Source organism: Stenotrophomonas geniculata ATCC 19374 = JCM 13324, from assembly GCF_001431625.1.
Taxonomy (GTDB): domain Bacteria; phylum Pseudomonadota; class Gammaproteobacteria; order Xanthomonadales; family Xanthomonadaceae; genus Stenotrophomonas; species Stenotrophomonas geniculata.
This window is the reverse complement of sequence record NZ_LLXT01000117.1, coordinates 51,758-74,519: the sequence shown is the minus strand read 5'-3', so window position 1 is coordinate 74,519 and position 22,762 is coordinate 51,758. Positions and strand designations below refer to the sequence as shown.

30 protein-coding genes, 3 tRNA genes and 1 riboswitch are annotated in these 22,762 nt (G+C 66.0%); of the genes, 14 read left to right on the top strand and 19 right to left on the bottom strand.

The window, feature by feature from the left end; translation table 11 throughout:
* Positions 1-54 precede the first annotated feature (54 nt).
* Positions 55-420: a DUF6164 family protein gene (locus tag ARC63_RS14250; protein ID WP_049413235.1), complete on the bottom strand. Its 366-nt coding sequence runs from the start codon at positions 418-420 to the stop codon at positions 55-57.
* A gap of 70 nt (positions 421-490) precedes the next feature.
* Here ARC63_RS14250 and ARC63_RS14245 point away from each other — a divergent pair, with 70 nt between their 5' ends.
* Positions 491-925 carry an FKBP-type peptidyl-prolyl cis-trans isomerase gene (locus tag ARC63_RS14245; protein WP_004152813.1) on the top strand — a complete coding sequence of 145 codons (435 nt, stop codon included), beginning with the start codon at positions 491-493 and terminating at the stop codon, positions 923-925.
* A complete protein-coding gene (locus ARC63_RS14240) occupies positions 912-2,159 on the top strand; it encodes a TIGR03862 family flavoprotein (RefSeq protein WP_057503623.1) in 1,248 nt (415 codons plus the stop codon). Before ARC63_RS14245 ends, ARC63_RS14240 begins: the two co-directional genes overlap by 14 nt.
* Before the next feature lie 122 nt (positions 2,160-2,281).
* Here the strand turns inward: ARC63_RS14240 and ARC63_RS14235 are convergent, their stop codons facing one another.
* The 4 genes from ARC63_RS14235 to ARC63_RS14220 form a co-directional block, all read right to left on the bottom strand.
* The gene (locus tag ARC63_RS14235; protein WP_057503622.1) at positions 2,282-2,743 is read right to left on the bottom strand and encodes a GNAT family N-acetyltransferase; all 462 of its coding nucleotides are present in this window, start codon (positions 2,741-2,743) and stop codon (positions 2,282-2,284) included.
* A 108-nt stretch (positions 2,744-2,851) separates the two neighbouring features.
* Positions 2,852-4,474, bottom strand: coding sequence for an FMN-binding glutamate synthase family protein (locus tag ARC63_RS14230; RefSeq protein WP_043402155.1), 1,623 nt, complete (start codon positions 4,472-4,474; stop codon positions 2,852-2,854).
* Positions 4,475-4,529: 55 nt separating this feature from the next.
* Positions 4,530-5,816: a nucleotide sugar dehydrogenase gene (locus ARC63_RS14225; RefSeq protein ID WP_057503621.1), complete on the bottom strand. Its 1,287-nt coding sequence runs from the start codon at positions 5,814-5,816 to the stop codon at positions 4,530-4,532.
* A gap of 142 nt (positions 5,817-5,958) precedes the next feature.
* Positions 5,959-6,393, bottom strand: coding sequence for a BLUF domain-containing protein (locus ARC63_RS14220; RefSeq protein WP_010486035.1), 435 nt, complete (start codon positions 6,391-6,393; stop codon positions 5,959-5,961).
* Between the two features lie 132 nt (positions 6,394-6,525).
* Between ARC63_RS14220 and ARC63_RS14215 the strand changes: the two genes are divergently transcribed.
* Positions 6,526-6,612: transfer RNA gene (locus ARC63_RS14215), tRNA-Leu, on the top strand.
* Positions 6,613-6,635: 23 nt separating this feature from the next.
* On the opposite strand, the gene hemN is transcribed toward ARC63_RS14215, so the two are convergent.
* On the bottom strand, positions 6,636-8,045 hold the full coding sequence (gene hemN / locus ARC63_RS14210; RefSeq protein ID WP_049455351.1) for an oxygen-independent coproporphyrinogen III oxidase: 1,410 nt from the start codon (positions 8,043-8,045) through the stop codon (positions 6,636-6,638).
* A 44-nt stretch (positions 8,046-8,089) separates the two neighbouring features.
* Positions 8,090-8,530, bottom strand: a complete 441-nt coding sequence (locus ARC63_RS14205; RefSeq protein WP_057503620.1) for a group III truncated hemoglobin — start codon at positions 8,528-8,530, stop codon at positions 8,090-8,092.
* Between the two features lie 179 nt (positions 8,531-8,709).
* On the opposite strand from ARC63_RS14205, the gene ARC63_RS14200 reads away from it, so the two are divergent.
* Complete coding sequence (locus ARC63_RS14200; RefSeq protein ID WP_010486039.1) at positions 8,710-8,997, top strand: hypothetical protein; 288 nt, start codon at positions 8,710-8,712, stop codon at positions 8,995-8,997.
* Complete coding sequence (locus ARC63_RS14195; protein ID WP_057503619.1) at positions 8,994-10,043, top strand: 4Fe-4S dicluster domain-containing protein; 1,050 nt, start codon at positions 8,994-8,996, stop codon at positions 10,041-10,043. The genes ARC63_RS14200 and ARC63_RS14195 overlap by 4 nt, the downstream gene beginning before the upstream one ends.
* 1 nt (position 10,044) lies before the next feature.
* Here the strand turns inward: ARC63_RS14195 and ARC63_RS14190 are convergent, their stop codons facing one another.
* Together ARC63_RS14190 and ARC63_RS14185 are read right to left on the bottom strand one after the other, a co-directional pair.
* Positions 10,045-10,281, bottom strand: a complete 237-nt coding sequence (locus ARC63_RS14190; RefSeq protein WP_010486041.1) for a hypothetical protein — start codon at positions 10,279-10,281, stop codon at positions 10,045-10,047.
* Between the two features lie 353 nt (positions 10,282-10,634).
* Complete coding sequence (locus ARC63_RS14185) at positions 10,635-10,844, bottom strand: helix-turn-helix domain-containing protein (RefSeq protein WP_010486042.1); 210 nt, start codon at positions 10,842-10,844, stop codon at positions 10,635-10,637.
* A gap of 111 nt (positions 10,845-10,955) precedes the next feature.
* Between ARC63_RS14185 and ARC63_RS14180 the strand changes: the two genes are divergently transcribed.
* Both ARC63_RS14180 and crcB read left to right on the top strand, forming a co-directional pair.
* Complete coding sequence (locus ARC63_RS14180; protein WP_010486043.1) at positions 10,956-11,357, top strand: transcriptional regulator; 402 nt, start codon at positions 10,956-10,958, stop codon at positions 11,355-11,357.
* 22 nt (positions 11,358-11,379) lie between these two features.
* A riboswitch (Fluoride riboswitch) is annotated at positions 11,380-11,443 on the top strand.
* Positions 11,444-11,525: 82 nt separating this feature from the next.
* A complete protein-coding gene (crcB, locus tag ARC63_RS14175; RefSeq protein ID WP_057503618.1) occupies positions 11,526-11,918 on the top strand; it encodes a fluoride efflux transporter CrcB in 393 nt (130 codons plus the stop codon).
* A gap of 4 nt (positions 11,919-11,922) precedes the next feature.
* Here the strand turns inward: crcB and ARC63_RS14170 are convergent, their stop codons facing one another.
* On the bottom strand, positions 11,923-12,756 hold the full coding sequence (locus ARC63_RS14170; RefSeq protein ID WP_057503617.1) for an AraC family transcriptional regulator: 834 nt from the start codon (positions 12,754-12,756) through the stop codon (positions 11,923-11,925).
* A gap of 134 nt (positions 12,757-12,890) precedes the next feature.
* Between ARC63_RS14170 and ARC63_RS14165 the strand changes: the two genes are divergently transcribed.
* Entirely contained in the window at positions 12,891-13,385 is a 495-nt protein-coding gene (locus tag ARC63_RS14165; protein ID WP_057503616.1) for a DUF6265 family protein, read from the top strand.
* Positions 13,386-13,443: 58 nt separating this feature from the next.
* On the opposite strand, the gene ARC63_RS14160 is transcribed toward ARC63_RS14165, so the two are convergent.
* Together ARC63_RS14160 and ARC63_RS14155 are read right to left on the bottom strand one after the other, a co-directional pair.
* A complete protein-coding gene (locus tag ARC63_RS14160) occupies positions 13,444-13,854 on the bottom strand; it encodes an SRPBCC family protein (RefSeq protein ID WP_057503615.1) in 411 nt (136 codons plus the stop codon).
* A 20-nt stretch (positions 13,855-13,874) separates the two neighbouring features.
* A complete protein-coding gene (locus tag ARC63_RS14155) occupies positions 13,875-14,894 on the bottom strand; it encodes an aldo/keto reductase (RefSeq protein WP_057503614.1) in 1,020 nt (339 codons plus the stop codon).
* 103 nt (positions 14,895-14,997) lie between these two features.
* Here ARC63_RS14155 and ARC63_RS14150 point away from each other — a divergent pair, with 103 nt between their 5' ends.
* Positions 14,998-15,915, top strand: a complete 918-nt coding sequence (locus ARC63_RS14150) for a LysR family transcriptional regulator (RefSeq protein WP_057503613.1) — start codon at positions 14,998-15,000, stop codon at positions 15,913-15,915.
* Positions 15,916-15,925: 10 nt separating this feature from the next.
* Here the strand turns inward: ARC63_RS14150 and ARC63_RS14145 are convergent, their stop codons facing one another.
* Positions 15,926-16,444, bottom strand: a complete 519-nt coding sequence (locus tag ARC63_RS14145; protein ID WP_057503612.1) for a P-loop nucleotide/nucleoside kinase family protein — start codon at positions 16,442-16,444, stop codon at positions 15,926-15,928.
* 261 nt (positions 16,445-16,705) lie between these two features.
* On the opposite strand from ARC63_RS14145, the gene ARC63_RS14140 reads away from it, so the two are divergent.
* The 3 genes from ARC63_RS14140 (at position 16,706) to ARC63_RS14130 (ending at position 18,953) form a co-directional block, all read left to right on the top strand.
* Entirely contained in the window at positions 16,706-17,779 is a 1,074-nt protein-coding gene (locus tag ARC63_RS14140; RefSeq protein WP_057503611.1) for an alpha/beta hydrolase family protein, read from the top strand.
* Between the two features lie 90 nt (positions 17,780-17,869).
* Positions 17,870-18,070, top strand: a complete 201-nt coding sequence (locus ARC63_RS14135) for a hypothetical protein (RefSeq protein ID WP_043402170.1) — start codon at positions 17,870-17,872, stop codon at positions 18,068-18,070.
* A gap of 118 nt (positions 18,071-18,188) precedes the next feature.
* A complete protein-coding gene (locus tag ARC63_RS14130; protein WP_057503610.1) occupies positions 18,189-18,953 on the top strand; it encodes a thioesterase family protein in 765 nt (254 codons plus the stop codon).
* Between the two features lie 15 nt (positions 18,954-18,968).
* Here ARC63_RS14130 and ARC63_RS14125 read toward each other — a convergent pair whose 3' ends face one another.
* Positions 18,969-19,238, bottom strand: coding sequence for a hypothetical protein (locus tag ARC63_RS14125; RefSeq protein ID WP_029380059.1), 270 nt, complete (start codon positions 19,236-19,238; stop codon positions 18,969-18,971).
* 123 nt (positions 19,239-19,361) lie between these two features.
* On the bottom strand, positions 19,362-20,066 hold the full coding sequence (locus ARC63_RS14120) for an ArsR/SmtB family transcription factor (protein WP_057503609.1): 705 nt from the start codon (positions 20,064-20,066) through the stop codon (positions 19,362-19,364).
* 105 nt (positions 20,067-20,171) lie between these two features.
* On the opposite strand from ARC63_RS14120, the gene ARC63_RS14115 reads away from it, so the two are divergent.
* Positions 20,172-20,813: a flavin reductase family protein gene (locus tag ARC63_RS14115; protein WP_057503608.1), complete on the top strand. Its 642-nt coding sequence runs from the start codon at positions 20,172-20,174 to the stop codon at positions 20,811-20,813.
* Between the two features lie 4 nt (positions 20,814-20,817).
* Here the strand turns inward: ARC63_RS14115 and ARC63_RS14110 are convergent, their stop codons facing one another.
* Both ARC63_RS14110 and ARC63_RS14105 read right to left on the bottom strand, forming a co-directional pair.
* Positions 20,818-21,348, bottom strand: a complete 531-nt coding sequence (locus tag ARC63_RS14110) for a GNAT family N-acetyltransferase (protein WP_228355212.1) — start codon at positions 21,346-21,348, stop codon at positions 20,818-20,820.
* A 57-nt stretch (positions 21,349-21,405) separates the two neighbouring features.
* On the bottom strand, positions 21,406-21,903 hold the full coding sequence (locus tag ARC63_RS14105; protein WP_057503606.1) for a GNAT family N-acetyltransferase: 498 nt from the start codon (positions 21,901-21,903) through the stop codon (positions 21,406-21,408).
* 57 nt (positions 21,904-21,960) lie between these two features.
* Between ARC63_RS14105 and ARC63_RS14100 the strand changes: the two genes are divergently transcribed.
* Positions 21,961-22,419 (top strand): NUDIX hydrolase, encoded by a 459-nt coding sequence (locus ARC63_RS14100; RefSeq protein ID WP_029380061.1) that lies wholly within the window; start codon positions 21,961-21,963, stop codon positions 22,417-22,419.
* A gap of 72 nt (positions 22,420-22,491) precedes the next feature.
* On the opposite strand, the gene ARC63_RS14095 is transcribed toward ARC63_RS14100, so the two are convergent.
* Both ARC63_RS14095 and ARC63_RS14090 read right to left on the bottom strand, forming a co-directional pair.
* Positions 22,492-22,565: transfer RNA gene (locus ARC63_RS14095), tRNA-Cys, on the bottom strand.
* Between the two features lie 66 nt (positions 22,566-22,631).
* A tRNA-Gly gene (locus tag ARC63_RS14090) sits at positions 22,632-22,707 on the bottom strand.
* Positions 22,708-22,762: the final 55 nt, after the last annotated feature.

The window sequence follows — 22,762 nt, the reverse complement described above, 5'->3', positions numbered from 1 at the left end:
CTTTGACGTTGCCGTTGCGTCTGCGGGTGCCGGGTGCAACCCGGCCGAAACCCCTTACCCCCGCAACAGCACGAACGGCAGCAGCACCAGCGCCGCCGCACCGGCCATCGCCAGCAGCACCAGCACCACATACCCCGGTCGGCGCCGGAACAGGCTGCCGAAGGTCTCCGCCGTGCCCTCGCGCAACGCCTGCTCGCGCTCGGCACGGATGCGCGGCCCGCGTTCGGCCTGGTACTCCGCCATCAGCGCCTTCGCACGCAGGTGATCGGCGTCCTCGCGCAGCCACAGGCCGCCGTTGGAAATGCCCCAGGGGCTGGGTTCGGTGCGATACCAGGCGATGCCGTGCTGGTCGAGCAGCGTGCAGACATCGGCATATTCGTCGTCGCCGACATTGCGCAGATTGAGCAGGAGTTTTGCCATGCCCCCATGATACCCGGCGCCGATGCGCTACCCTTGCCGCCCTCGCCCTGCGCCCTTCCGGAGACGCCCGATGCGCCGCCTGCTGCTTCCCCTGCTGCTGTCCCTCGCCGCCGTTGGCTGCTCGACCGAACCGTCCGGCCCGCCGCCGGGTGGCACCCTGACCACCTTCGAGCGCATCGATACCGTCCCAGGTACCGGCACCGAGGCCGTTGCCGGCAACAAGGTCACCGTGCACTACACCGGCTGGATCTATGACAACCGCACCGAGACCAAGCACGGCAAGACCTTCGACAGCTCGGTCAGCCGTGGCGAGCCGTTCACCTTCGCACTCGGCGCCGGCCAGGTCATCCGCGGCTGGGATGAGGGCGTGGCCGGCATGAAGGTCGGCGGCAAGCGCACGCTGATGATCCCACCGGACTACGGCTACGGCGACCGCCGGGTTGGCCCGATTCCGGCCGGCTCGTCTCTGGTGTTCGACGTCGAGCTGCTCGATGTCAAACCGTAATACCGCACTGCCCCAGCGGGTCGCCGTCATCGGCGGCGGCCCGGCCGGCCTGTTCGCCGCCGAGCGCCTGCGCGCCGCTGGGCTGGAGGTCGACCTGTACGAGGCCAAGGGATCGCCCGGCCGCAAGTTCCTGATCGCCGGCAAGGGCGGACTCAACCTGACCCATTCCGATCCGCGCCCGCTGTTCGACAGCCGCTACCGCGAGCAGGCTGCCGTGGTCGGCAGCTGGCTGGATGGCTTCGACGCGCAGGCACTGCGTGACTGGGCCGCCGGCTTCGGCGTGGAGACCTACGTGGGCAGCTCTGGTCGCGTGTTCCCGGTCGACCGCAAGGCAGCGCCGCTGCTGCGCGGCTGGGTGCGTCGGTTGAAGGAGCAGGGTGTGCGCCTGCACGCCAACCACCGCTGGATCGGCTGGAGTGATGAAGGCGCATTGCGCTTTGAAACCGAAGACGGCGCCGTTGAAGTACATGCCGATGCCACCCTGCTGGCCATGGGCGGCGGCAGCTGGCCGCAGCTGGGCAGCGACGGCGCCTGGGTCGCGCCACTGCAGGCCCATGGCGTGGACATTGCACCGCTGCAGTCGGCCAACTGCGGTTTCGACGTGGGCTGGACCCCATTCTTCGCCCAGCGCAATGCCGGCGCGCCATTGAAGCCGGTGGTCGCGCACTGGATCGACCTGGCCGGACAGCCACAGTCGCTGCAGGGCGAATGCGTGGCTAGCGAGTACGGCATCGAAGGCAGCCTGATCTACGCGTTGGCGGCGGACCTGCGTGAGACCATCAACCGCGATGGCCACGCGATGCTGTGGCTGGACCTGGTGCCGGGCCGTGACGAGACGCGCGTGCTGGCCGATCTGTCACGCCCGCGCAAGGGCCGCAGCTTCGGCGAGCACCTGCGCCGCCAGGCCGGCCTGGATGCAGTGAAAGCCGCACTGGTGTTCGAGATTCTGGGTAAAGAAGCGGGCAACGACCTGCCTGCCGTGGCGGCTACGCTCAAGCGCCTGCCGCTGCGCCTGCTGCGTCCCCGGCCGATGGCCGAAGTGATCAGCACCGCCGGTGGCGTGCGCCTGGGTGCGCTGGATGATGGCCTGATGCTGCGGGCAGTGCCCGGCGTGTTCTGTGCCGGCGAGATGCTGGACTGGGAGGCACCAACGGGTGGCTACCTGCTGACCGCGTGCTACGCCAGTGGCCTGCGTGCTGCGGAAGGCGTGATCGGGTGGTTGGCCGGGCGCTGAAACCGGCCTTGTAGTGTCGAGCCATGCTCGGCTGCGCTACCTGTAGAGCCGAGCCCACGCTCGGCTTGAATCAAAAGCAGCCGAGCGTGGGCTCGGCTCTACAGAACGCAGAAAACGAGCACTCACCACGGCCGGCGCATGCTCACCGAAGCCAGCGCCATGCCGCTGGGATGCGGGTAGGCCTCTTCGCGCACACTGATGAACCCCTGCCGCTGATAGAACGGCACGGCGTTGAGCGAGGCTGACAGCACCACCTCACGCTCAGGATCGGCCATCGCCAGCAGGCACTGCATCAGCGCCTGGCCGATGCCCTTGCCGCCACGATCCGGATCGACGAACAACGCGTCGACTTCATTGGCATCGGCATCAAACACGCCGAAGCCGAGCAGACTGCCCTGCTCGTCCTCGGCCACTACGCAGCCACCCTGCGACAACAGCCGCGCGTACTGCGACGGTGGCGGCGAGGCAGACCAGGGCGCAATGACTTCGGGCGGGTAATGGCTGCTGCAGGTCTCGCGCACGCAACGCGTGCGCAGCGCCCACAACATGGCCACGTCATCCATGGTGCCGGTCCTGAACTGCATGACATCTCCTTGTAGAGCCGAGCCCAGGCTCGGCTGCTTCTCGATCACGCATCGCGATGTTGGAACGAAGATCAGCCGAGCATGGGCTCGGCTCTACAACACAACACGTTATCGCGACTTGCTGGCGCGCAGTGCCTGGATCTTCGGCGGCGGCTGGAAGGAATCGCTGCGTGCATCGGCCCAGAACGCATGGAACACCGCATGGTCGGGCACCTTGTGCAGCAGCTCGCCCGGTTCCAGGTAACGGTACAGCGAGGCCAGCGAACGGATCTCCACCGGCGAAACACGACGCAGGATGTGCTCCGGCCCAAGTTCAGCCGGGTCGTTCAGGCCCGCGGCACACAGCAGTTCCTTCAAGGCATGCAGCGTGTGCTCGTGGTAGCTGTACACACGAGTGGCCTTGTCCGGTGCATCCAGATGCTTCCAGCGTGCGGGATCCTGGGTCGCGATGCCGGTCGGGCACTTGTCGGTATGGCAGCTCAGTGATTGGATGCAGCCCAGCGCGAACATGAAGCCTCGGCCGGCATTGCACCAGTCAGCCCCCAGCGCGATGGTCCGCGCGATGTCGAACGCACTGGTGATCTTGCCAGCCGCACCGATGCGGATGCGATCGCGCAGATCGAGGCCGACCAGGGTGTTGTGCACCAGCAGCAGCGCCTCGTGCATCGGCACACCCACATGGTCGACGAATTCCGCCGGTGCTGCGCCGGTGCCGCCCTCGGCGCCGTCGACCACAATGAAATCCGGCAGCAACCCGGTTTCCTGCATCGCCTTGGCGATGCCGAACCACTCCCACGGGTGGCCAATGGCCAGCTTGAAACCAACCGGCTTGCCACCGGACAGCTCGCGCAGGCGGGCGACGAACTGCAGCAGCTCGACCGGCGTCGAGAACGCCGAGTGACGCGACGGCGACACACAGTCCACCCCCATCGGCACGCCACGCGTCACCGAGATCTCGGCGGTCACCTTCGGCGCCGGCAGCACGCCACCGTGGCCCGGCTTGGCGCCCTGCGACAGCTTGATCTCGATCATCTTGACCTGGTCATGGGTGGCATTGGCAACAAAGCGCTCCTCGCTGAAACCGCCCTTCTCGTCACGGCAACCGAAGTAGCCCGAGCCGATCTCCCATACCAGGTCACCGCCCATCTCGCGGTGGTAGGGCGAGATCGAACCCTCGCCGGTGTCGTGATAGAAGCCGCCCTGGCGCGCGCCTTCGTTCAGCGCGCGGATGGCATTGGCCGACAGTGAACCGAAGCTCATCGCCGAGATGTTGAACACGCTGGCCGAATAGGGCTTGGCACAGTTCGGGCCGATCAACACGCGGAAGTCATGCTTGGCGATGGCGGTCGGTGCCAGCGAATGATTGATCCACTCGTAGTCCACCGCATAGGTGCTGCGCAGAGTGCCGAACGGCACCGTGTCCATCTCGTTCTTGGCGCGCTGGTAGATCAGTGCCCGCTGCTGGCGCGAGAACGGCACGTCTTCCAGGTCGCTCTGCACGAAGTACTGGCGGATCTCCGGGCCGATCGATTCCAGCCCGTAGCGGAAGTGCGCCATCACCGGATAGTTGCGGCGCAGCGTGCTGCGCTTCTGCAGCAGATCCCAGGTCCCCAGCGCCACCATCGCGGCAGTCAGGCCGACGCCCCAATACCAGGCCGGCCAGATCGTGGCCAGCCACAGGCATATCGGGAACATCAGGATGGCGAGCAGGTAGACGATATACCGGTGCATGGCTTTCCTCGGTTGCAACTGCCCCCGAGTCTACCGCGCCGTTCACTGCCCGGGCTTACAAGCGATCGTCAACCACGTTGCGCGGCCAGGCCGATTTCACGTCGTAGACCAGGCCACCCGGCGCCAACAGCCCCCGGATTGCGGATTCATCCATCGCCTTGAAACGGGCGTGGGCCACCGCCAGCACCACTGCGTCATAGCGCCCTGCCCCGGGCTCGGCCAGCCAATCCAGGCCCTCGCCGGTCAATGCCGCCGGGCCGACCCACGGGTCGCTGACCTCTACCTGCGCGCCGGCATCGCGCAGCCGTTGCGCCAGTTCCAGCGCGCGACTGTTGCGCAGGTCCGGGCAATCCTCCTTGAAGGTCACGCCCAGCACCAGGATGCGTGCGTCCGCCGGCGCACGGCCACGCTCGGCCAGCATCGCCAGCACCCGCGCCGCCACATGCTCGCCGACGCGGTTGTTGACCTGCCGTGCGGTGTGGATCAGGTCCGGGTGGTAGCCCACGCTCTCGGACTTGTGCAGCAGGTAATACGGATCGACGCCGATGCAGTGACCGCCGACCAGCCCCGGCCGGAACGGCAGGAAATTCCACTTGCTGCCAGCGGCGTCGAGCACGTCCTGGGTATCGATGCCGAGCCGATCGAATATCAGGGCCAGCTCGTTGACCAGCGCAATGTTGACGTCGCGCTGGATGTTCTCGACCACCTTGGCCGCCTCAGCCACGCGCATCGAAGGCGCCGGGAACGTACCGGCGGCGATGATGCGCTGGTACAGACCATCAATCACCGCAGCGACTTCCGGTGTCGAGCCGGACGTGATCTTGCGGATGTCGGCCAGGCGCCGCTGGCGGTCGCCGGGACTGACCCGTTCCGGGCTGTAGCCGCAATAGAAGTCTTCGTTGAAGCGCAGGCCCGACCCCTGCTCCAGCAGCGGCACGCACACTTCCTCGGTGGTGCCGGGGTACACCGTGGACTCGTAGATCACCAGATCGCCGGCGCGAAGATGACTGGCAATCAGTCGTGTCGCCGAACGCAGGGGCTCCAGGTCGGGCTGCTCGTATGCATCGATCGGGGTCGGCACGGTGACGATGTAGACATTGCAGGCATCAAGCAATGCCGGATCACTGCCGAACTGCAGCAGCTGCGCACTGGCCAGCTCGTCGGCTTCCATTTCCAGCGTGTGGTCCTGGCCGCTGCGCAGCTCGGCGATGCGACCGGCATCGATATCGAAGCCCAACGTCGGCCACTGCCGGCCAAACGCCACCGCCAAAGGCAGGCCGACATAACCCAGGCCGATCACCGCAAACCGGGGGGCGCTGGCCGCCGCAACCGGCGCACTCATCGGCACATCCCGTGCAACGGATGCGATCGCACATACGCTGCCATGGCTTCGGCCAACACACTCATCTGCTGCACCACTCCGGAAAACCTGCGCCAGAAAGGCTACAGCCTACCGGCCCCGGCGCCCTGCCGCCAAGGCGGGCTCAGGACCCCAACGCCACCGCGGCCGGTTCCAGTTCACCGTCGGCGCCGGTCCAGGCCTGCAGCAGGCGCTCGAATCCACCACTGCCAAGCAGGAAGCCGGGCCACGCGGCATCGACAATCTGCGCCAGCAGCTCCGGCTCGATCCGCCGCGTGCCCATCGACCAGCGCGGAAATGCGCGCTGCACCACGGGTGCACGGCACAGCACTTTCAGCTGCACGTGGCTGCGCGCGTTGAGAATGCGCTGGAACACCGAATCGATGCCGTCCTCCGGGCCCTCGAGATACTGCAGGAAGCGTGCTCCGTCGAACATCAGGACACCGGTGACACCGGCTACACGATTGAATGCCGTGGCGTCGGCCAGCAGGCGGTCAAGATCGGTTGTCTGCAGATCGGCGCGGGCCTCACTGGCATAGGCAATCGCGTGCAGCGACATCAGGTGGCTCCCCCCCCTGGGAACGATGGCAGGGACTATGACATGAATGCGATCGACAGTTAAGCACGCCGCCGCCGTGATGCAATCCGGTCGCGGCACCGCAGGTGGGCTACAATCGGCGCCGCGCTGCAGGCCCGGATGGCGAAACTGGTAGACGCATCGGACTTAAAATCCGCCGGGGGCAACCCCATGCCGGTTCGATTCCGGCTCCGGGCACCACACGAACGCAGCACACGCTACCTTCAGATCGCCCGCGAGTAACGCGGTTGCTCATGTGCGGCACGCAGGTACGGGTCGAAGCACATCGCCAGCAACCGCAGCAATGGCCGCCCAGGTTCGCTGGCACGCACCACGCCATCGCGGTATTCGGCCAGGCCGTCTTCCTGCAGCCGCTGCACCGAACGCAGGTCCTCGGCGAAGTACTGCTCGAAATCCACACCGTGACGCTGCCCCAGCAGCACGCCATCCACCTCGCCCTGGCACATCAGCTGCTGGATCAGTTCCGCACGCAGCTGGTCGTCGGCACTCAACGCCACGCCGCGCCAGACCGGCAGCTGGCCCTGGTCCACCGCATCCTCCCACGACGGCAGATCGCGCGGATTCTGGCTGTAGGTGGCACCGATGTGGCTGATCGCACTCACGCCCAGGCCAAGCAGATCAGTATCGGCGTGGGTGGTATAGCCCATGAAGTTGCGATGCAGCTGGCCGGCGCGCTGTGCGCGCGACAGATCCTCTTCCGGCAGTGCGAAGTGATCCATGCCGATGTACTGGTAGCCAGCCGCGGAGAGCTTCTCCACCGCCAGGCCCAGCAGCGCCAGCTTGTCTTCCGGCGAAGGCAAGCGGCTTTCGTCGATCTGCTTCTGCGCGCGGAACAGATGCGGCAGATGCGCGTAGCCATACACCGCCAGGCGATCCGGGCGCAGCGCCAGCACCCGTTCGAGGGTGCGGCCGAATCCTTCCAGGCTCTGCCCCGGCAGGCCATAGATCAGGTCGACGTTGACCGAACGCATGCCGCTGTCGCGGCAGGCGCGCAGGATGTCCAGCGTCTGCTGCACACCCTGTATGCGGTTGATCGATTCCTGCACCTGCGGGTCGAAATCCTGCACGCCGAGGCTGGCCCGGTTGAAGCCCAGCCGCGCCAGCATGGCGACGTCGCGGGTGTCGATGAAGCGCGGATCGAGTTCGATCGAGAAATCGCGCTGCGGCGAATCACTGAAATCGAAGCGCCGGCGCAACCCTTCCACCAGCGTGGTCATCGCCTCGGCATCGAGGAAGTTCGGCGTACCACCGCCCAGGTGCAGCTGGATCACCTCGCGGCCGTCATCGAACTGCGGCGCCAACAGGTCGGCCTCGGCCAGCACGCGCGAGACGTAACTGTGGCCACGACCGCGATCGCGGGTGATCACCCGGTTGCAGCCGCAGTAGAAGCAGGGGCTGGAACAGAACGGCACATGCACATACAGCGACAGCGCGCGGGCCAGCTGGTTGCTGTCGGAGATCGCCTGGCGCAGCGCCGGCGCGTCGAAGCCATCATGGAAATGCGGCGCGGTCGGATACGAGGTGTAGCGCGGGCCCGGCCGGTCGTGCCGGCGCAGAAGGTCGGGGTCGAAGGTCCAGGCCAGGCCACCGGCGGCGGGAGAGAACGTGTCCATGCCGCCAGCATCGCGCCGGGCGGCCTGCGCCGCCTTGACCCAGATCAATCCTTGCCGGGGATCCCCAGCACCGGCAGGCCCACCTGCGGCCAGCGCAGCATCTGGTAGCGCTTCCAGAAGGTGTCACCGATGCGCGCGGCCACGTCGTCGGCCAGTTCCTGCATCGGCGGGTTGTTGCATTCGGCAGTGGTGATCCGGAACAGCACCAGCCAGCGGTCGAACAGGTCCTTGTCCAGCTCGATGGCCATGTGCTTGGACATCGGCGAGCCCTTGAAGCGGCGGGTACCGCGCAGCATCGCCGACCAGAAGTCGACCAGCTGCGCCAGATGCTCAGGCCAATCGTGGACGTGCGCCTCGAACACCGGTCCCAGCCGTTCTTCCTCACGCACGCGGGCATAGAAATCGTGAACCAGGCGGGTCACTTCCTGCTCGGTGCACAACCCGGGCGAGGCGACGGGGAGGACAGGCGGCGGTGTTGCGTTCATCGGGGTACCCAAAGCGTGCCGGCAGTGTGCCGCACCCAGGCGGCAGCGCCGTTGATCCAGATCAATGTCGGCGCAGTCCGCTGCACCTAGGCTGGCACGCTTGCAGGAAGCATGCCCTGCGGATGCCGCGCCAGCCTTGGCGAAGTATACGCGCCGCCCACTTCTCGATCCGGGACAGCATGAACAGACCTTCTCCCAACCGCCGCCAGAGGCTGATCCAGCAGTGGGGCGCCATCCTCTGGCCCAGCTTCATCGCCGCCGGCGTTGCCAGCGTGGTGTTCTTCGCCTTCGTCGATCCGTTGCGCCTGCAGGCCATCAGTTTCCCGGGCACGGCCATCAGTCGCGAACTGGGCTATACGGCGGGATTCTTCATGTTCTGGTCGGTGACGGCACTGTCCAGCGCGGTCACCTGGTACCTGCAGCGGCCGATGCCGAGCGATGACGACGACGAGCTGCCGCTGGGATGAGTACGTCCTGCACCCGGATCCCTCGTCCCTGGCACTGGCGCGGCACGCTCAGCGCCGCCTTGCTGGCGCTGTTCTACGCACTGCCGTGGCTGCGCTGGGAGGGTCGCCAGGCGCTGTTGCTGGACATCAACGCGCGGCGATTCGACCTGTTTGGCTGGACGTTGTGGCCCAGCGACGCCGGCGTGCTGATCGGACTGCTGGCGGTGCTGGCGGTGGGCCTTGCGCTGCTTACCCACCTCGCCGGGCGCATCTGGTGCGGCCATGCCTGCCCGCAGACCCTGTGGCGGCGCGCCTTCGACGGGATCGCCCGCAGCGCGGCCCGCATGCTGCCTGCACCTGCTGTACGCCCGGCCACCCAGCTGGCCTGGGGGCTGTTGTCGCTGTGGACCGGGATCACCTTCGTCGGCCTGTTCAGCCCCATCGCCGAACTGGTGACCGCTGCGCCCCACGCCGGCTGGAGCCGCTGGGAAACCTTCTGGGTGCTGTTCTATGCAGCCGCGACCTGGGGCAATGCCGGTTTCCTGCGCGAGCAGGTCTGCCGTTCGCTGTGCCCGTTCGCACGCATGCAGCCGCTGCTGACCGATCCGCACACACCGCGCATGCTGTACGACGCCCGTCGCGGTGAGCCGCGCGGGCCACGTCCGTCCGGGCTTGGCGGAGTACTGGGCCGTGGCCGCGGCCTGCTCGACCCGACCACTGCGCAGGACTACGTATTCCGCGCCGCGCATCCGCTGCTGGCCGGACCGATGCCGACCTTCAGCGCCGACCGCCTCGGTGACTGCATCGACTGCGCTGCTTGTGTCACCGCCTGCCCGATGCAGCTGGACATCCGCCAGGGGCCGCAGGCCGATTGCCTGGCCTGCGGCGCCTGCCTGGAGGCCTGCGCACAACAACAGCACCGGGCCGGTTTCGGTCCGGGGCTGGTGCGCTACTGCAGTCCGCAGGCGATGGCTGGACAACCGAAGCGCCTGTGGCGACCCCGGACCCTGGCCCTGCTGTCCTTGTTGCTGGCGCTGCTTGCCTGCGGCGCCTGGCGCCTGCTCTGAATCAACGCGCCCCGTTGGCGTGCGGCGGCACAAGCTGCGCACGCCGGACGATGCCCAGCTGTTCGATGATCAGCGCCATTTCGTTGGTGACTTCGGTACGCTCGGTCCCCTGCGGGACCAGACGGTCCAGCACCTGCTGGTAGGTATCCCAGAACGCCGGACCGCATCCGTGTTTGTGGTAACTGGCTTCCAGTTCGCGGCGTACCCGTTCAGCCAAGCCATGCATGCCGTATTCCATACGACCTCCGTTGGACTTGTTCTGCATTGTTGACGGTCTACCGACTCACTTGCGTGCTACTGAAAGACTCCCAGGCTTCACGCTTGGTTGACTCCAATTAGTCATAGATTTCACGACAGGTCAATTACATGCAGCGACTTTCGTGATTGAAATTATTAATCGTTCACGAAACTACATACGGGGACCCCGCCCCCCCGGATGGGGTGAAGCCGACAGTAAGCGGGACCCAGGGACCGACACCTCCAGTAGATGGCGCCGATTGTGATTCTCAGATCGATCGATCTTACCTATTTTGCTAAGCATACTTAGCAAAAGGCGCTTAGCGCGCTAGATGCGACAAAAGGCGGCGCAAGTCAGATGGATTCGCCCGCCGACGCTTCTGTCGTGGGGAACAGGTTCGGATAGCGCTGATGCAGGATGTATTGCCGCAGGGCCGGAATCGGGAAGTCCCTCGGCCATTGCGACACTGCGGAACGGCTTATGCCAAAGAAGCGTGCCAGTTCGGCGTCGGTGCGGAATCCCAGCCGGGTGCGCACCTGCCGCTTGCTCCAGAATTCGGTCACGGTCGGTCCTTCTGTTAACCAGACTGATTCTTGCGACAAGGCTTCTTCGCAATCCACGCGTTAAGCTGGCTTGCATAGATGAATACTCTCGGCCAACGACTCGCGGCAGCCATGAAGAAAGCCGGGCACCCACGCCCGGCCGATCTGGCACGCGCCGCCAAATCAACGACAGCAACCATCAGCAACTGGCTCAACGATCACGTGAGCGCCTCGCACGTGAAAGCCGAACAGCTGTTCCGCATCGCAGATGCGGCCAAGCTGGACGCCCGCGAGCTGCTGTACGGGGTCAGCGGGCTCGGCGTCGGTGAGCCCGGCAGTGCCTACATCCCCAGCCAGGCCCATCTGGATGTCTGGCAGGACGCCTACGAGCTGGTCAGCCATCTGGTGGCCGAGAACGGGCTGGAGATCGACCACCGCCGCCATGCGGCGCTGGATCTGCTCGCGTTCGAACTGCTGATGGATGGCTTCAGCCGCAGCAAGGTGGCTCGCGTTCTGACGACCTCGATGACGTGAATGCACCGCCGCTGATAGCATGGACCGCGATGGGGATGGGGCTCCCCCGATAACCGCCTGAGAAGGCTGATGGCTCCTGCCAGGACGAACCCGGTGTTCGTCGACGGCAGGTCGTGCCTGCCCTCGGCGTTCGCCATTGACCCTGCGAACCCGCATTCGAGGCACGCCATGCAAGCATTGAACAATTATTTCCTGGTCTTCGTCGGCGGCGGCATCGGCGCCTGCCTGCGCCACGCCTGCAACCTGATCGGCGCGCGGGTGGCGGTCGGCAGTCCCTGGCCCTGGTCGACCTTCCTGATCAACATCAGCGGTGCGCTGCTGATGGGCGTGGTGGTCGAGATCTTCGCCATGCGCAATGGCGCCTCGCCGCAGCTGCGCCTGCTGCTGGCCACCGGCATCCTCGGCGGCTACACCACGTTTTCCACCTACGCGCTGGAGATCGGCCTGCTGCTGCAGCGTGGCCAGCATGGACTGGCGGCACTGTATGCCGGTGGCTCGGTAGCGCTGGGCCTGGCCGGTCTGTTTGGTGGCATGAAGCTGGCCCGGCTGGTGCTGGGCTGACCGATCAGGCCGCGCTGGCCCGCGCCTGCCCGCGCCATTCCCGTGGCGACTGCCCGGTATGCGCCTTGAACGCGCGCGACAAGGCCGCTTCGCTGCCATAGCCCACATCGTCGGCGATCCGTTTCAGCGGCCGCCCCTGCCGCAGCGCCTGTTGCGCGAGCCCAACCCGCCACCCCTGCAGGTACTGGCCTGGCGTGGTGCCCATCGCCTCGCGGAAGCTGGCGGCGAACACGCTGCGTGACATGCCGGCGACCTCGGCCAGGTCTTCCAGGGTCCAGGACTGTGCGGGCGCTTCATGCATCGCCACCAATGCCAGCCGCAGCCGCGGATGACCCAGCCCGGCGAACAGGCCGCCGCGCATCTCGCCACCTTCCATCAGCTGGCGCAGCACTTGGATCATCACCACCTCGAACAGCCGGTTGACCATCGCTGCCCGCCCGCAGCGCTGCTCGAACGCCTCTTCGAACAGCAGTTCCAGCGCCGCGTTGCCTCCATACAGGTCGGCCAGCGGCAAGCAGATGAAATCGGGCAGCGCAGCACTGATCGGATTGAGCCGTCCGCCCTCGAAATGCAGGTTGGCGCAGGCCATGTCGGCGCCCTGCTGCGGGTCGGTACTGAAGCGATGTGGCATCGGCCGCGGATACAGCAGCAGGCTCGGCACTTCGACGTGCACGGTCTGCTGCCCGTGACTGACCTGCAGCGGCCCGCGCCGCACCAGGTGCAACTGACCCGCCTCATCCTCACCCTCCAGCGTGTTGATGCCGCACAGCGCGCCGGCATGGAACACCGAAGCCGTGACCGCGAAGCGTTCAAGAAGGATGGCGAGGCGGTCGACCATGGCGGGACTCCGGGTCAATCAAAAATGGCTCAATGCGACAGATCGTATCGGAATCAGCACTGGAAGGGACGGCACTGGCCGCGTGATCCCCCGGGCGCTATACAGGCCGCACATTCCCGCGCATGGAGGCACCGATGTCGCTCCGCATCGCCCTGGCCCTGTTGCCGCTGCTGCTCGCGGCCCCGCACGCACTGTCCGCCTCACCCTCGAAGATCGAACACCTGGCCTGGCTGGCCGGTTGCTGGCAGCTTGATGGCCAGCCGGCCGGTGCCGGCGAGCAGTGGTCCACCCTGGCTGGCAACACCCTGTTCGGCAGCAGCCGCACCCTGCGGGACGGCCGCACGGTGGGCTTCGAGTTCATGCAGCTGCGCCAGCATGATGATGGACGCCTGGTGCTGACCGCCCTGCCCTCTGGCCAGAACGCCACAGACTTCAACGCCACCCGGGTCGATGGCAATGAAGCCGTGTTCGAGAATCCCGCCAACGACTTCCCGCAGCGTATCCACTACCAGCGCCTCGACGACCAGCGCGCGCATGCGCGCATCGAGATCGCGCAGGACAATCCGAAGCAGGCAATGGACTTTCCCATGCATCGCGTCGCCTGCGGTGGACCGGCGCCCACACACTGACACGCAAACGCCCCGGACCGGCCGGGGCGTCTGCATGCGGTCAACACCACACGGGCATTCACCCGGCCAGCGTGGTTTCCAGTGCCTCCAGGCCATCGCGATAGATGCCCTCGAACAGCGCGGACGCTTCTTCGTGGCTGACGCCCACCGGGGTGAACTCACCGGACCAGTCGATCCTCGAACCACTGCCCTGCTCGACCACGCGCAGGGTGGAACGGTAGCCCGTGACCGGGAACGGCGCCTGCAGGATCGAGTAGGTGTAGCTGCGATCGGCCTGGTCGAAGGCTTCCAGGCGCTCGACGATGGCATCGCCATCGGGATTGGCCAGATGGCGCACGCGACCACCTTCACTGAGCGCGCTCCGGGGAATGTACGGAAGCCAGTCGGGCAGCGAATCGAAGCCGCCGATGAGGTTCCAGACCTGGTCGGCCGGGGTCGGTACGGTGATGGATACAGAAGCAGTTGCCATGGGAAGGTCTCCTTGGGGACTCAGATGTTGTCGATCGGCAGCGGGGCGTTGGCAGCGACCAGGCCCTGGGCACGCAGCTCCTGCCAGAACCCTGCCGGGATGATTTCCTTCAGTGCGGCGTAGTCTTCGGCGATGCGCTCGGGGCGGCTGGCGCCCGGGATCACCGCCGCCACTGCCGGGTTGGCCAGCGAAAACTGCAGGGCGGCCGCCTTGATGCTGATGCCGTACTCGGCCGCGATGGCCTTGATGCGCTCGACCTTGGCCAGGATCTCCGGCGACGCCTTCTGGTACTCGTAGTGGCTGCCACCGGCCAGCACGCCAGAGCTGTACGGACCGCCGACCACGATGCCGGTGTTGCGTTCGGCCGCCTTGGGCATCACCCGCTGCAGCGCACGCTCGTGGTCGAGCAGCGAGTAGCGGCCGGCCAGCAGGAAGCCATCCGGACGGGCTTCGTCCAGGTCCAAGGTCAGCTCGATCGGCTCGACACGGTTGACACCCAGGCCCCAGGCCTTGACCACGCCTTCCTCGCGCAGGCGGGTCAGCACCTTGAAGGCGCCGCGGCGCGCGGTCTCGAAGTACGACAGCCACTCATCACCGTAGAAGTCCTGGGCGATGTCGTGCACCCAGACGATATCCAGGCGGTCGGTCTTCAGGCGCTTGAGGCTGTCGTCGATCGAACGCAGGGTGGCATCGGCCGAATAGTCATTGACCAGCTTGTTGGGGCGGCCGGCGACGAACAGGCCGCCCTTCTCGCCAAGGTCGCGGGCGCTGGTGTCTTCCACTTCGTCCAGGATCAGGCGGCCGACCTTGGTGCTGAGCACGAAGTCGTTGCGGTTGCGCTTGGCCAGCGCGTCGCCGAGCCGGATCTCGGCCAGGCCGGCGCCGTAGAACGGGGCGGTATCGAAGTAGCGGGTGCCCTGTTCCCAGGCCGCGTCCACCGTAGACTGGGCCTCGGCTTCTGGGATGTCACGGAACATGTTGCCCAGCGGCGCGGTACCGAAGCCGAGGGTCTTGCCAGCCAGCAGAGTGTTGATGCTCATGGAGTTCCCTTTGGGGAGGTTGTTGAGGTTGAGGCATAGGCTAGGCTTGCCCCATAAGACTGTCCAAGACATAATTTCTCAATATTGAGTCCTCCCAGGTCTTATGCTCGATCTCCGCCAACTGCGCTATTTCGTAGCCGTCGCCGAAGATGAACACGTCGGCCGCGCTGCCGAGCGCCTTCACATCTCCCAATCCCCGCTCAGCCGGCAGATCGCCCAGCTGGAGGAACGGTTGGAACTGCAGTTGTTCGAACGCTCGCAGCAGCGCATCCGGCTGACCGCCGATGGCCACACCTTCCTGGCCGAGGCGCGCGCCCTGCTGACCCACGCCAACCGGCTGGAATCGCTGGCACGCAGGCTCGGCCGCGGCGACGAAGGCGGCCTGTGCATCGGCTATCTGGAATACGCGATGCACTCCGGCGTATTGCCCACCGCCCTGCGCGAACTGCGCGGCGACCGCCCGGCGGTACACATCGCGCTGTACAACCAGCAGTCGGACATGCAGCTGGAAGGCCTGCGCCAACGCAGCCTGGACATCGCCCTGGTCTGCGAACCACCGGCGTTCGACGATCCGGACCTGGACGCCACGCAGGTGCTGAACGATCCGATGCTGCTGGCGCTGCCGGCCGGCCACCCACTGGCCAGCACAGAGACCATCACGCCCGAGGATCTGGCCAGCCAGCAGTGGATCGGCGTGATGCACAAGGAAAGCGCGCTGCGCCATGACACCTTCATCGCCGCCTGCGCGAAGGCCGGTTTCACCCCGACCATCGCCATGGAGGCGACCGAGCCGCTGGCCGCGCTCGGTCTGGTCGCCGCCGGGCTGGGCCTGACCACCATTCAGCGCAGCCTGGACCACCAGGCACCGGCGGGCGTGGTGCTGCGCGAACTGCCGTGGTTCAGCTACCGCACACCGCTGTGGGCGGCCTGGCACCGCATCAACCTGCGCCCGCTGGTCGAGACCTTCCGCAGGACGCTGGTGCAGACCGCTACCGAGGGCAAGCCGGCCTTCGTCGACTGAACCGACCGCGCTATGCCGGGCCTGCCTGGGGGTAGCGCGTCACCGCAAAGCCCTCTTCCGCAGCTGGTGCAACGAAGTGGCGGGTGATCTGCTCGAACTCCTCGTCGCTGGCCTGGAACGGATGCTCGCCGAGTGCATTGCGCGCGCGCAGCCGCGCCTTGCAGACCTCGTTGGCAACATCGAGGAAATGCAGTTGATGTGCAGCGCCAGCCGGCGACAACACTTCACGTGCCCACGCGCGGCTGGCTGGCGTATTGAATGGAAAATCGAGCACCACCGAAACACCCGCCTGCAGCAATGCACGCAGATGATCGGCCAGCACGGTGCGCAACGTAGCTGCGCGCTGCAGATAGTCGGCAATGGAATGGATTTCGCCCGGGTACAGCGCCGCCAGCCATGCGTCTTCGCTGATCAATACGTGGCGCGGCGCCAATGCCAGCTGCTGAGACAGGGTGGATTTGCCGGCACCGATCTTGCCGCACACCAGGTGCAGGGTCGGCGCAGGGTCGTTCGATGAAAAGTCGTGCATCTGCGTTCTCCTTGGTGGATTCCACTACCCGGGAGAGCGCTGCATGCAGCCCGCCTTCCCGGGCGGGCTGCATGGCCGTGACGACCGCGCGCTACCCCGCCTTCCCGTGGAGAATGCGGATAATCGACGCAGTGCTGTGCGGGGCCATGCCGCCAGCGTAGAGCGCAGCACGGTCGGCCGGCAATGCCCTGCGGCAGTGCAGCGCGCGCAAGGTGGTTCGGGGATCTATGCTCGGCGCCATTCCCGCATGGAATGACCCCGATGCGTCCCTTGCTTCGATGCGCTGTTGCCCTCTGCCTGCTGCCCTGGATGACATCGCTGGCTGCACCGCCGACGGCGGCACGCATGCTCAGCGGCGAACTGCAGGGCGCGCCCTGGCGGCTGGATGTGCCAGCGAACTGGAATGGCGAGCTGGTGATGCTGGCCCATGGCTATGAACCGGTCGGCGTGCCGCGCACCGTACCCATGGCGGCCAATGACAGCACTGCGCCACTATTGGCAGCAGGTTACGCGGTCGCGCAGAGTGCCTATGCCAGCCAGGGCTGGGCGGTGGCCGATGCGATCACCGATACGGAACGCCTGCGCCAGCAGGTAGTGGCTGAACTCAAGCATGTACGCCACACCTGGATGCTGGGATTCTCGATGGGCGGTGCCGTGACCATTGGCAGCCTCGAGCGCTTCCCGCAACACTACGCCGGTGGTGTGTCGCTATGCGGCGCCAATCTCAGTGGCGAACAGATCGCGACCGATCTGCTGACCACGCTGGTCGCATTCGATTACTTCTTCCCCAAGGCGGAGGGGCTGCCGGGCACCGGGTTGGTATCGCGCGAAGCCGCCATGCTGCCGCAGGGTGAGCTGTACCAGGGCATCGCCAATGCTCTGCAACACGATCCGTTGCACGCTGCATTGCTGGCGCAGCGGCTGCAGGTCTCCGCTGATGCACTGGCCGGCACGATCAGCCTGCACGCACTGGTCCTGCATGAACTGGCCACGCGCAGCGGCGGCATGCCGGTCGGCAACCTTGGTGTGATGTACAGCGGATTCGGTGACGACGCCGCGTTCAATGCCGGCGTGCAACGCATCGATCCCGTGCCTGCGGCGCAGGCGCATGTCCGCAATGCGCTCGCATTGACCGGCGCGGTGAAGCGACCGCTGGCGATCCAGTTCAACCACAACGATCCCACCATCGTGCCGCACATGCAGGCGGTGTATCCGCAGATGGCCGCACGGGCTGGCGCGCGACCCTTGCCGCGCGTGCTGCCGCCAGTGGGCGAAGGGCATTGTGGCTTTTCGGAAGCACAGGTGGTCGACGCCTTGAAGGCGGTACAGCACTGAGACCACCGCGTGCCGCAGCGCATCAGGACCATCCAGCAAGTGCTGCTATGGTGGCCCGGCCCATTGACGGGCACACAAAGGACTGACGTGATGATCAAGACGACCTTGAAGACCGTGATGCTCCTTGGCATGGCCGTGACCGGCCTGGCCTTCGCCGCAGACTCCTGCGAGTTCTGCACCCTGAGGTACGAACAGTGCCTGCGTGCAACCCATGGGCCACTGGGAAAGACCTCCGAACAGTGTCTGGCCGAGTACAAGCTGTGCCGTGAAATGGACTGCCCGTCGCCCTGACCGGTGTCCGGCCGGCTCCTTCGGGGGCCGGCTCAGCCCGCCATGCGGCCAAACGCTTACGATGCAGGGATCGGTGCAATGCCTGCCGCCGCCCTTCCCTGCTGACACAACGCATACGATGGCCTTCTTCGAACGACTGAGCGACACCCGCTACCTGCCGACCGAACACACTGGCGGCGCCTGGAACATCCGCGAACAACACATCGCACCTGCGATCGGACTGCTGGCGCACCACCTGGAACGCGACGCCGCAGCGCGCGGGCACGGTTTCCTGATCGCACGCCTGTCCTACGACATCCTTGGCACCATTCCGATCGAAGCGATGGAGGCCGACGTACAGGTGCTGCGCGCTGGTCGCACCATCGAACTGGTCGAAGCTACGCTGCGTCATGACGATCGCCCGGCGCTGCGCGTGCGTGCATGGTTGATGCGCCCGAACGATACGCAGGCCATCGCCGGCACGCCGATCGCTGTCATTGCAGCGCCGGAATCAATGCCCGCATGGGATCCAGGTACGGTCTGGCCAGGCGGATTCATCAAGAGCGTGGAGATCCGCCGGCACGCTCAGGGGCCAGGCCGTGCCACCTACTGGGCGCGCGCGAAGCATGCGCTGCTGGACGGCGAGCCGGTCAGTCCACTGGCCCGTGCCGCCACCCTGTTCGATCTGTCCAATGGCATGGCCGTGCGCGCCGATCCGAAGGAGGTCGCCTTCCCCAACCTCGATCTGACCGCTCACCTGTTCGGCATGCCCGAAGGCGAGTGGCTGGGCTTCGACACGTCGGTGTCGTTTGGCCACCAGGGTCTCGGCTTGACCAGCACCGTGCTGCACGATGCACGCGGTCCGATCGGCATGCTCGGCCAGGCACTGACCGTGCGCCCGTGATCCCAGCGGGCGGCGTCAGCCGCCCAGCGTGCCCATGGTGAAGGTGTAGCCGGAGCTCATGAGGAATTCGCGCATGCGCATCTCCGCGCGCCGCGGTGAGGCGAGGTTGGCCGGTGCATACAGCGCGTAAACCACGCCCGCGCCTTCGATGGACTCGCGGCGCACCCCGCAGTGGCGGGTCTCCGAAGCAATCACCCATCCATCCTTCAGTCGATCCGGTCCAATCGACTGGCCGTTCATCAGCCGGAACGTCAGCCAACGTACTTCCACAGAAGATTTGCTCATTGCCGGCGTACCGCCAGCGTGCCGCGATCGTTCATGTCCTTGCTCGCCATTGCAGCTCCCTAAGACTTGGAACTCGACCATAGCGCCTTGCCATGTCGTGGGCGAATGAGACTGGCAGGGCACTTATGTCGCCAGGCCGAACCGCTTCCACAGTGCTTCCCGCCCCGGCTGCGTCAGCCGCAGTTCGCGTCGGCCCTCACTCCGCCGAAGCCAATCGTTCTTCACGAAGCTGTCCAGCATCGCCTCGCCGACCAGCCCGGCCAGATGCGGGCGCCGCTCGGTGCAATCCAGGCATCCTCGGCAATAGCGTGCAGGCTTGACCGTCACGGGAAGCCGCAACAGTTCAGTCAGCGGCTGGCCGAGCTCCCGCAGGAACGCTACGCCCTCCACACTCACCTGCCAATGCCCCTCGTGCGGGACCAGGTGTCCTGCCCCCAGCAAGCGGTCGGTGATCGCCACTGCGTGCACGCCAGCCAGATGCCGATAGCAGCTCCGCGCCTGACGCAACGCCGGCATGCTGCGTGATGCGGAAACCGTGCAGGACGGCGTGCGGTCGGCAACGCGCAGGATGCCCTCCAGCATGTCGGCAACCTCGTGCGAGGCCAGCCGGTGGTAGCGGTGTCGCCCCTGCGCGACGGCGACCAGCAGATCGCCCTCAATCAGCCTGCGCAGATGCGTGCTCGCCGTCTGCGGTGTCACTCCGGCCACACGAGCCAGCTCCGTCGCGGTATACGCACGCCCATCCATCAGCTGCAGCAGCATGGCCGCGCGCGCCTGGTCACCGACCAGGGCACCGACGCTGACAAGGGAACCGGAGGTGTGGACCATGCCCGCATTGTGGCACGCCGTTGCGCGCCGACAGTTCGATGCAGGCCGAAGCATCGGCACCCGCTGCCACGGCACAGTGGACACCCCGATAGCGCAAGGCCTGCCGTGAAAGCCGCTCCGATCCCCCGCCGCCGCATCACCCCTTCGGTCCTGTATCCCGGCACACCGGTGCTGCTGATGACCACGCTGAACGACGATGGCAGCAGCAACATCAGTCCGTTGTCTTCATTCTGGGCCTTGGGCAACCGGGTGGTGCTGGGCCTCGGCGTGCAGGGTCAGGGCTATCGCAACCTGCAGTTGCGCAACGAGTGCGTACTGAACTTCCCCTCATCCGCGCAGGCCGCACAGGTCGAGGCCATCGCGCGGGCGACAGGCTGCGATCCGGTGCCCGCTGCCAAACAGGCGATGGGCTACATGCACGTGCGCGACAAGTTCGCGCTGGGTGGATTCAGTGCAGTCGCCTCCACCCACGTCGCGCCAGAGGCGATTGCCGAGTGCCCGCTGCAGGTGGAAGTCAGCGTGATGGCGATGCACCCGCCCGGCGAGGATGACGGCCAGGGCTTCGTGATCGTTGAGGGACGGATCCGTTGCGTGCATGCGCACGAAGCGATCACCGTGGCGGGCACCCAGCACATCGACGTTGCGCACTGGAAACCGCTGATCTACCTGTTCCGCCACTACCTGGGCGTAAGCGAACCGGTCGGGCGCAACTTCCGCGCGGAGACGCCCGTGGGGGCTTCTGTCTAGCTCTCTAGACCGTTTCGCCCTGCAGATCGAGCAAGGCCGTGGTCCAGCGGCGCTCCCCCAGCGCGGCCACCATGCCGCCTCGATAGACGAAACGGCGCGCGTGACCGTCTTCGATGAAGCAGGTCTCGTTCTGCATTGGCACATAGCCCGCAGAGGCGTAGTGCCGATGATCCAGGGCGAACAGCACGGCGAAATCGATACCGCGTTGGCGCAACTCGGCGTGCGCAGCTTCGATCAAGCGTGACGCGATGCCCTTCCTGCGAACGTCAACGCGCACCACCACGCCGCCGATCAAGCCTATGCGTTCCGGCTCGCCGTCCAGCAATACGTTGCGTTCGTACAGTGCGAGGTGGGCGACCACCTGATCACCTTCCATCGCCAGGACCAGAGCGACCGGCCCTGGGATGGTATAGCCGTCGCCCTGCATGTCCGGGAACGCCTCGCGGAGCAGATCCTCCGCTTGGTGACGGTGATCCGTCGTCACGCGCTCCCTGCTGGATACCTGAACGTGCATTGCCCTGTCTTCCTGGAACATGTGCGCAGCCTCATCGTGCCACGGAAACATGACCGTACCCGCGGCAACATTTCACCGTCAGTGCAGCGAGATCCAGTACGAGACGATATCCGCGTAGCTGCCCGCGCGTTTGACTGCCCGCGGCTCTGTGCCAATTACGCTGAAGCCCAGCGATTCATACAGCGCGCGCGCGGCAGTATTGTCCGCCAGCACCGTGAGGGAGAGCGATTCAATGCCTTCCGCGCGCGCAGCCGCGAACGCTGCAAGAAGAAGCTGGCGGGCGACACGCTGGCCACGATGGTCGGTGCCCACGTGGACACTGTGCACTTCCGCCGTATGCCGTCGCGCCATTCGCATCGGGCGTACATAACGCAGGAAGCCCGCAAGCATGCCGTCGATGAAAGCGCCGAAGTAGCGCGTACCGGGATCAGCAAGCTGGGCGCGCATCACCTCCGCCGAGTCATTCTGCGCCTCGGCCAGCGTGGACAGGAACGCCGCAGGCGACTCGCAAAGCGCCTGCAACCGCGCTTGCCAGAGAATCTCGGCGTCTTCAGCGCTGAGTTGCCGGATGAGCATGCGACACCCTCGTGAAGCTGTTGATGCACAGGTGCCCAGCGTAGCGCGGGTCCACTGATGCGGCGTGCATGCAAGAATGTGGAACGTCCTTTTTCATTCTCCTTCTCCGCCATGACTGAACTGCAGATTCCCCGCGTTGGATGCGGCGCCGTCGTCCGTGATGCCGACGGCCGCATCCTGCTGATCCAGCGCGGACGCGATCCGGAGCGCGGGCATTGGGGCCTGCCCGGCGGCAAAGTCGACTGGATGGAAACGGTGGAGGCCGCTGTGGTCCGCGAAATCCGCGAGGAAACGGCGCTGGAAGTGACGCTGCTGCGCCTGCTGTGCGTGGCCGATCATTTCGAGCCTGCGCTCGCGCAGCACTGGGTCGCGCCGATCTTCGAGGCTCGGGCAGCTGCGGGTGCCGAGGCCTCCATCCAGGAGCCGGGGGTTCAGACCGGGCTGGGCTGGTTCGCGCTGGATGCTCTGCCCCAGCCGCTCACGCAGGCCACGGTGCAGGCGCTGGCCCGGCTGTAGCGGGTATCGATCCGGGCGCGTGCCGGTATCCAGGCAAACAAAAAGCCCTGACCGAGGTCAGGGCTTTTCAATTGGAGGCCTCAAGCGGAATCGAACCGCTGTAAACGGATTTGCAATCCGGTGCATAGCCACTCTGCCATGAGGCCAACGTACTGCGCGCCAGGAACGTAGCCCTGACAAGACAAAACCCCAAGATGGGGCCTGTCGGAACATGGAGCGGGAAACGAGACTCGAACTCGCGACCTCAACCTTGGCAAGGTTGCGCTCTACCAACTGAGCTATTCCCGCGTAAGCCGATATGTTACCGGAAATCCGGAAAACACACCAGCAATTTCACTTTTCT

Bases quoted from the DNA above. Each gene is read 5' to 3' on its own strand.
- ARC63_RS14230 (WP_043402155.1), bottom strand. From the start codon at position 4,474: ATGCACCGGTATATCGTCTACCTGCTCGCCATCCTGATGTTCCCGATA.
- ARC63_RS14235 (WP_057503622.1), bottom strand. From the start codon at position 2,743: ATGCAGTTCAGGACCGGCACCATGGATGACGTGGCCATGTTGTGGGCG.
- ARC63_RS14205 (WP_057503620.1), bottom strand. From the start codon at position 8,530: ATGAACGCAACACCGCCGCCTGTCCTCCCCGTCGCCTCGCCCGGGTTG.
- ARC63_RS14160 (WP_057503615.1), bottom strand. From the start codon at position 13,854: ATGGCAACTGCTTCTGTATCCATCACCGTACCGACCCCGGCCGACCAG.
- ARC63_RS14155 (WP_057503614.1), bottom strand. From the start codon at position 14,894: ATGAGCATCAACACTCTGCTGGCTGGCAAGACCCTCGGCTTCGGTACC.
- ARC63_RS14140 (WP_057503611.1), top strand. From the start codon at position 16,706: ATGCGTCCCTTGCTTCGATGCGCTGTTGCCCTCTGCCTGCTGCCCTGG.
- ARC63_RS14225 (WP_057503621.1), bottom strand. From the start codon at position 5,816: ATGAGTGCGCCGGTTGCGGCGGCCAGCGCCCCCCGGTTTGCGGTGATC.
- hemN (WP_049455351.1), bottom strand. From the start codon at position 8,045: ATGGACACGTTCTCTCCCGCCGCCGGTGGCCTGGCCTGGACCTTCGAC.
- ARC63_RS14110 (WP_228355212.1), bottom strand. From the start codon at position 21,348: ATGTTCCAGGAAGACAGGGCAATGCACGTTCAGGTATCCAGCAGGGAG.
- ARC63_RS14190 (WP_010486041.1), bottom strand. From the start codon at position 10,281: ATGGAATACGGCATGCATGGCTTGGCTGAACGGGTACGCCGCGAACTG.
- ARC63_RS14200 (WP_010486039.1), top strand. From the start codon at position 8,710: ATGAACAGACCTTCTCCCAACCGCCGCCAGAGGCTGATCCAGCAGTGG.
- ARC63_RS14240 (WP_057503623.1), top strand. From the start codon at position 912: ATGTCAAACCGTAATACCGCACTGCCCCAGCGGGTCGCCGTCATCGGC.
- ARC63_RS14170 (WP_057503617.1), bottom strand. From the start codon at position 12,756: ATGGTCGACCGCCTCGCCATCCTTCTTGAACGCTTCGCGGTCACGGCT.
- ARC63_RS14100 (WP_029380061.1), top strand. From the start codon at position 21,961: ATGCGGCGTGCATGCAAGAATGTGGAACGTCCTTTTTCATTCTCCTTC.
- ARC63_RS14150 (WP_057503613.1), top strand. From the start codon at position 14,998: ATGCTCGATCTCCGCCAACTGCGCTATTTCGTAGCCGTCGCCGAAGAT.
- ARC63_RS14130 (WP_057503610.1), top strand. From the start codon at position 18,189: ATGGCCTTCTTCGAACGACTGAGCGACACCCGCTACCTGCCGACCGAA.
- ARC63_RS14220 (WP_010486035.1), bottom strand. From the start codon at position 6,393: ATGTCGCTGCACGCGATTGCCTATGCCAGTGAGGCCCGCGCCGATCTG.
- crcB (WP_057503618.1), top strand. From the start codon at position 11,526: ATGCAAGCATTGAACAATTATTTCCTGGTCTTCGTCGGCGGCGGCATC.
- ARC63_RS14165 (WP_057503616.1), top strand. From the start codon at position 12,891: ATGTCGCTCCGCATCGCCCTGGCCCTGTTGCCGCTGCTGCTCGCGGCC.
- ARC63_RS14245 (WP_004152813.1), top strand. From the start codon at position 491: ATGCGCCGCCTGCTGCTTCCCCTGCTGCTGTCCCTCGCCGCCGTTGGC.
- ARC63_RS14250 (WP_049413235.1), bottom strand. From the start codon at position 420: ATGGCAAAACTCCTGCTCAATCTGCGCAATGTCGGCGACGACGAATAT.
- ARC63_RS14105 (WP_057503606.1), bottom strand. From the start codon at position 21,903: ATGCTCATCCGGCAACTCAGCGCTGAAGACGCCGAGATTCTCTGGCAA.
- ARC63_RS14195 (WP_057503619.1), top strand. From the start codon at position 8,994: ATGAGTACGTCCTGCACCCGGATCCCTCGTCCCTGGCACTGGCGCGGC.
- ARC63_RS14180 (WP_010486043.1), top strand. From the start codon at position 10,956: ATGAAGAAAGCCGGGCACCCACGCCCGGCCGATCTGGCACGCGCCGCC.
- ARC63_RS14135 (WP_043402170.1), top strand. From the start codon at position 17,870: ATGATCAAGACGACCTTGAAGACCGTGATGCTCCTTGGCATGGCCGTG.
- ARC63_RS14145 (WP_057503612.1), bottom strand. From the start codon at position 16,444: ATGCACGACTTTTCATCGAACGACCCTGCGCCGACCCTGCACCTGGTG.
- ARC63_RS14120 (WP_057503609.1), bottom strand. From the start codon at position 20,066: ATGGTCCACACCTCCGGTTCCCTTGTCAGCGTCGGTGCCCTGGTCGGT.
- ARC63_RS14125 (WP_029380059.1), bottom strand. From the start codon at position 19,238: ATGAGCAAATCTTCTGTGGAAGTACGTTGGCTGACGTTCCGGCTGATG.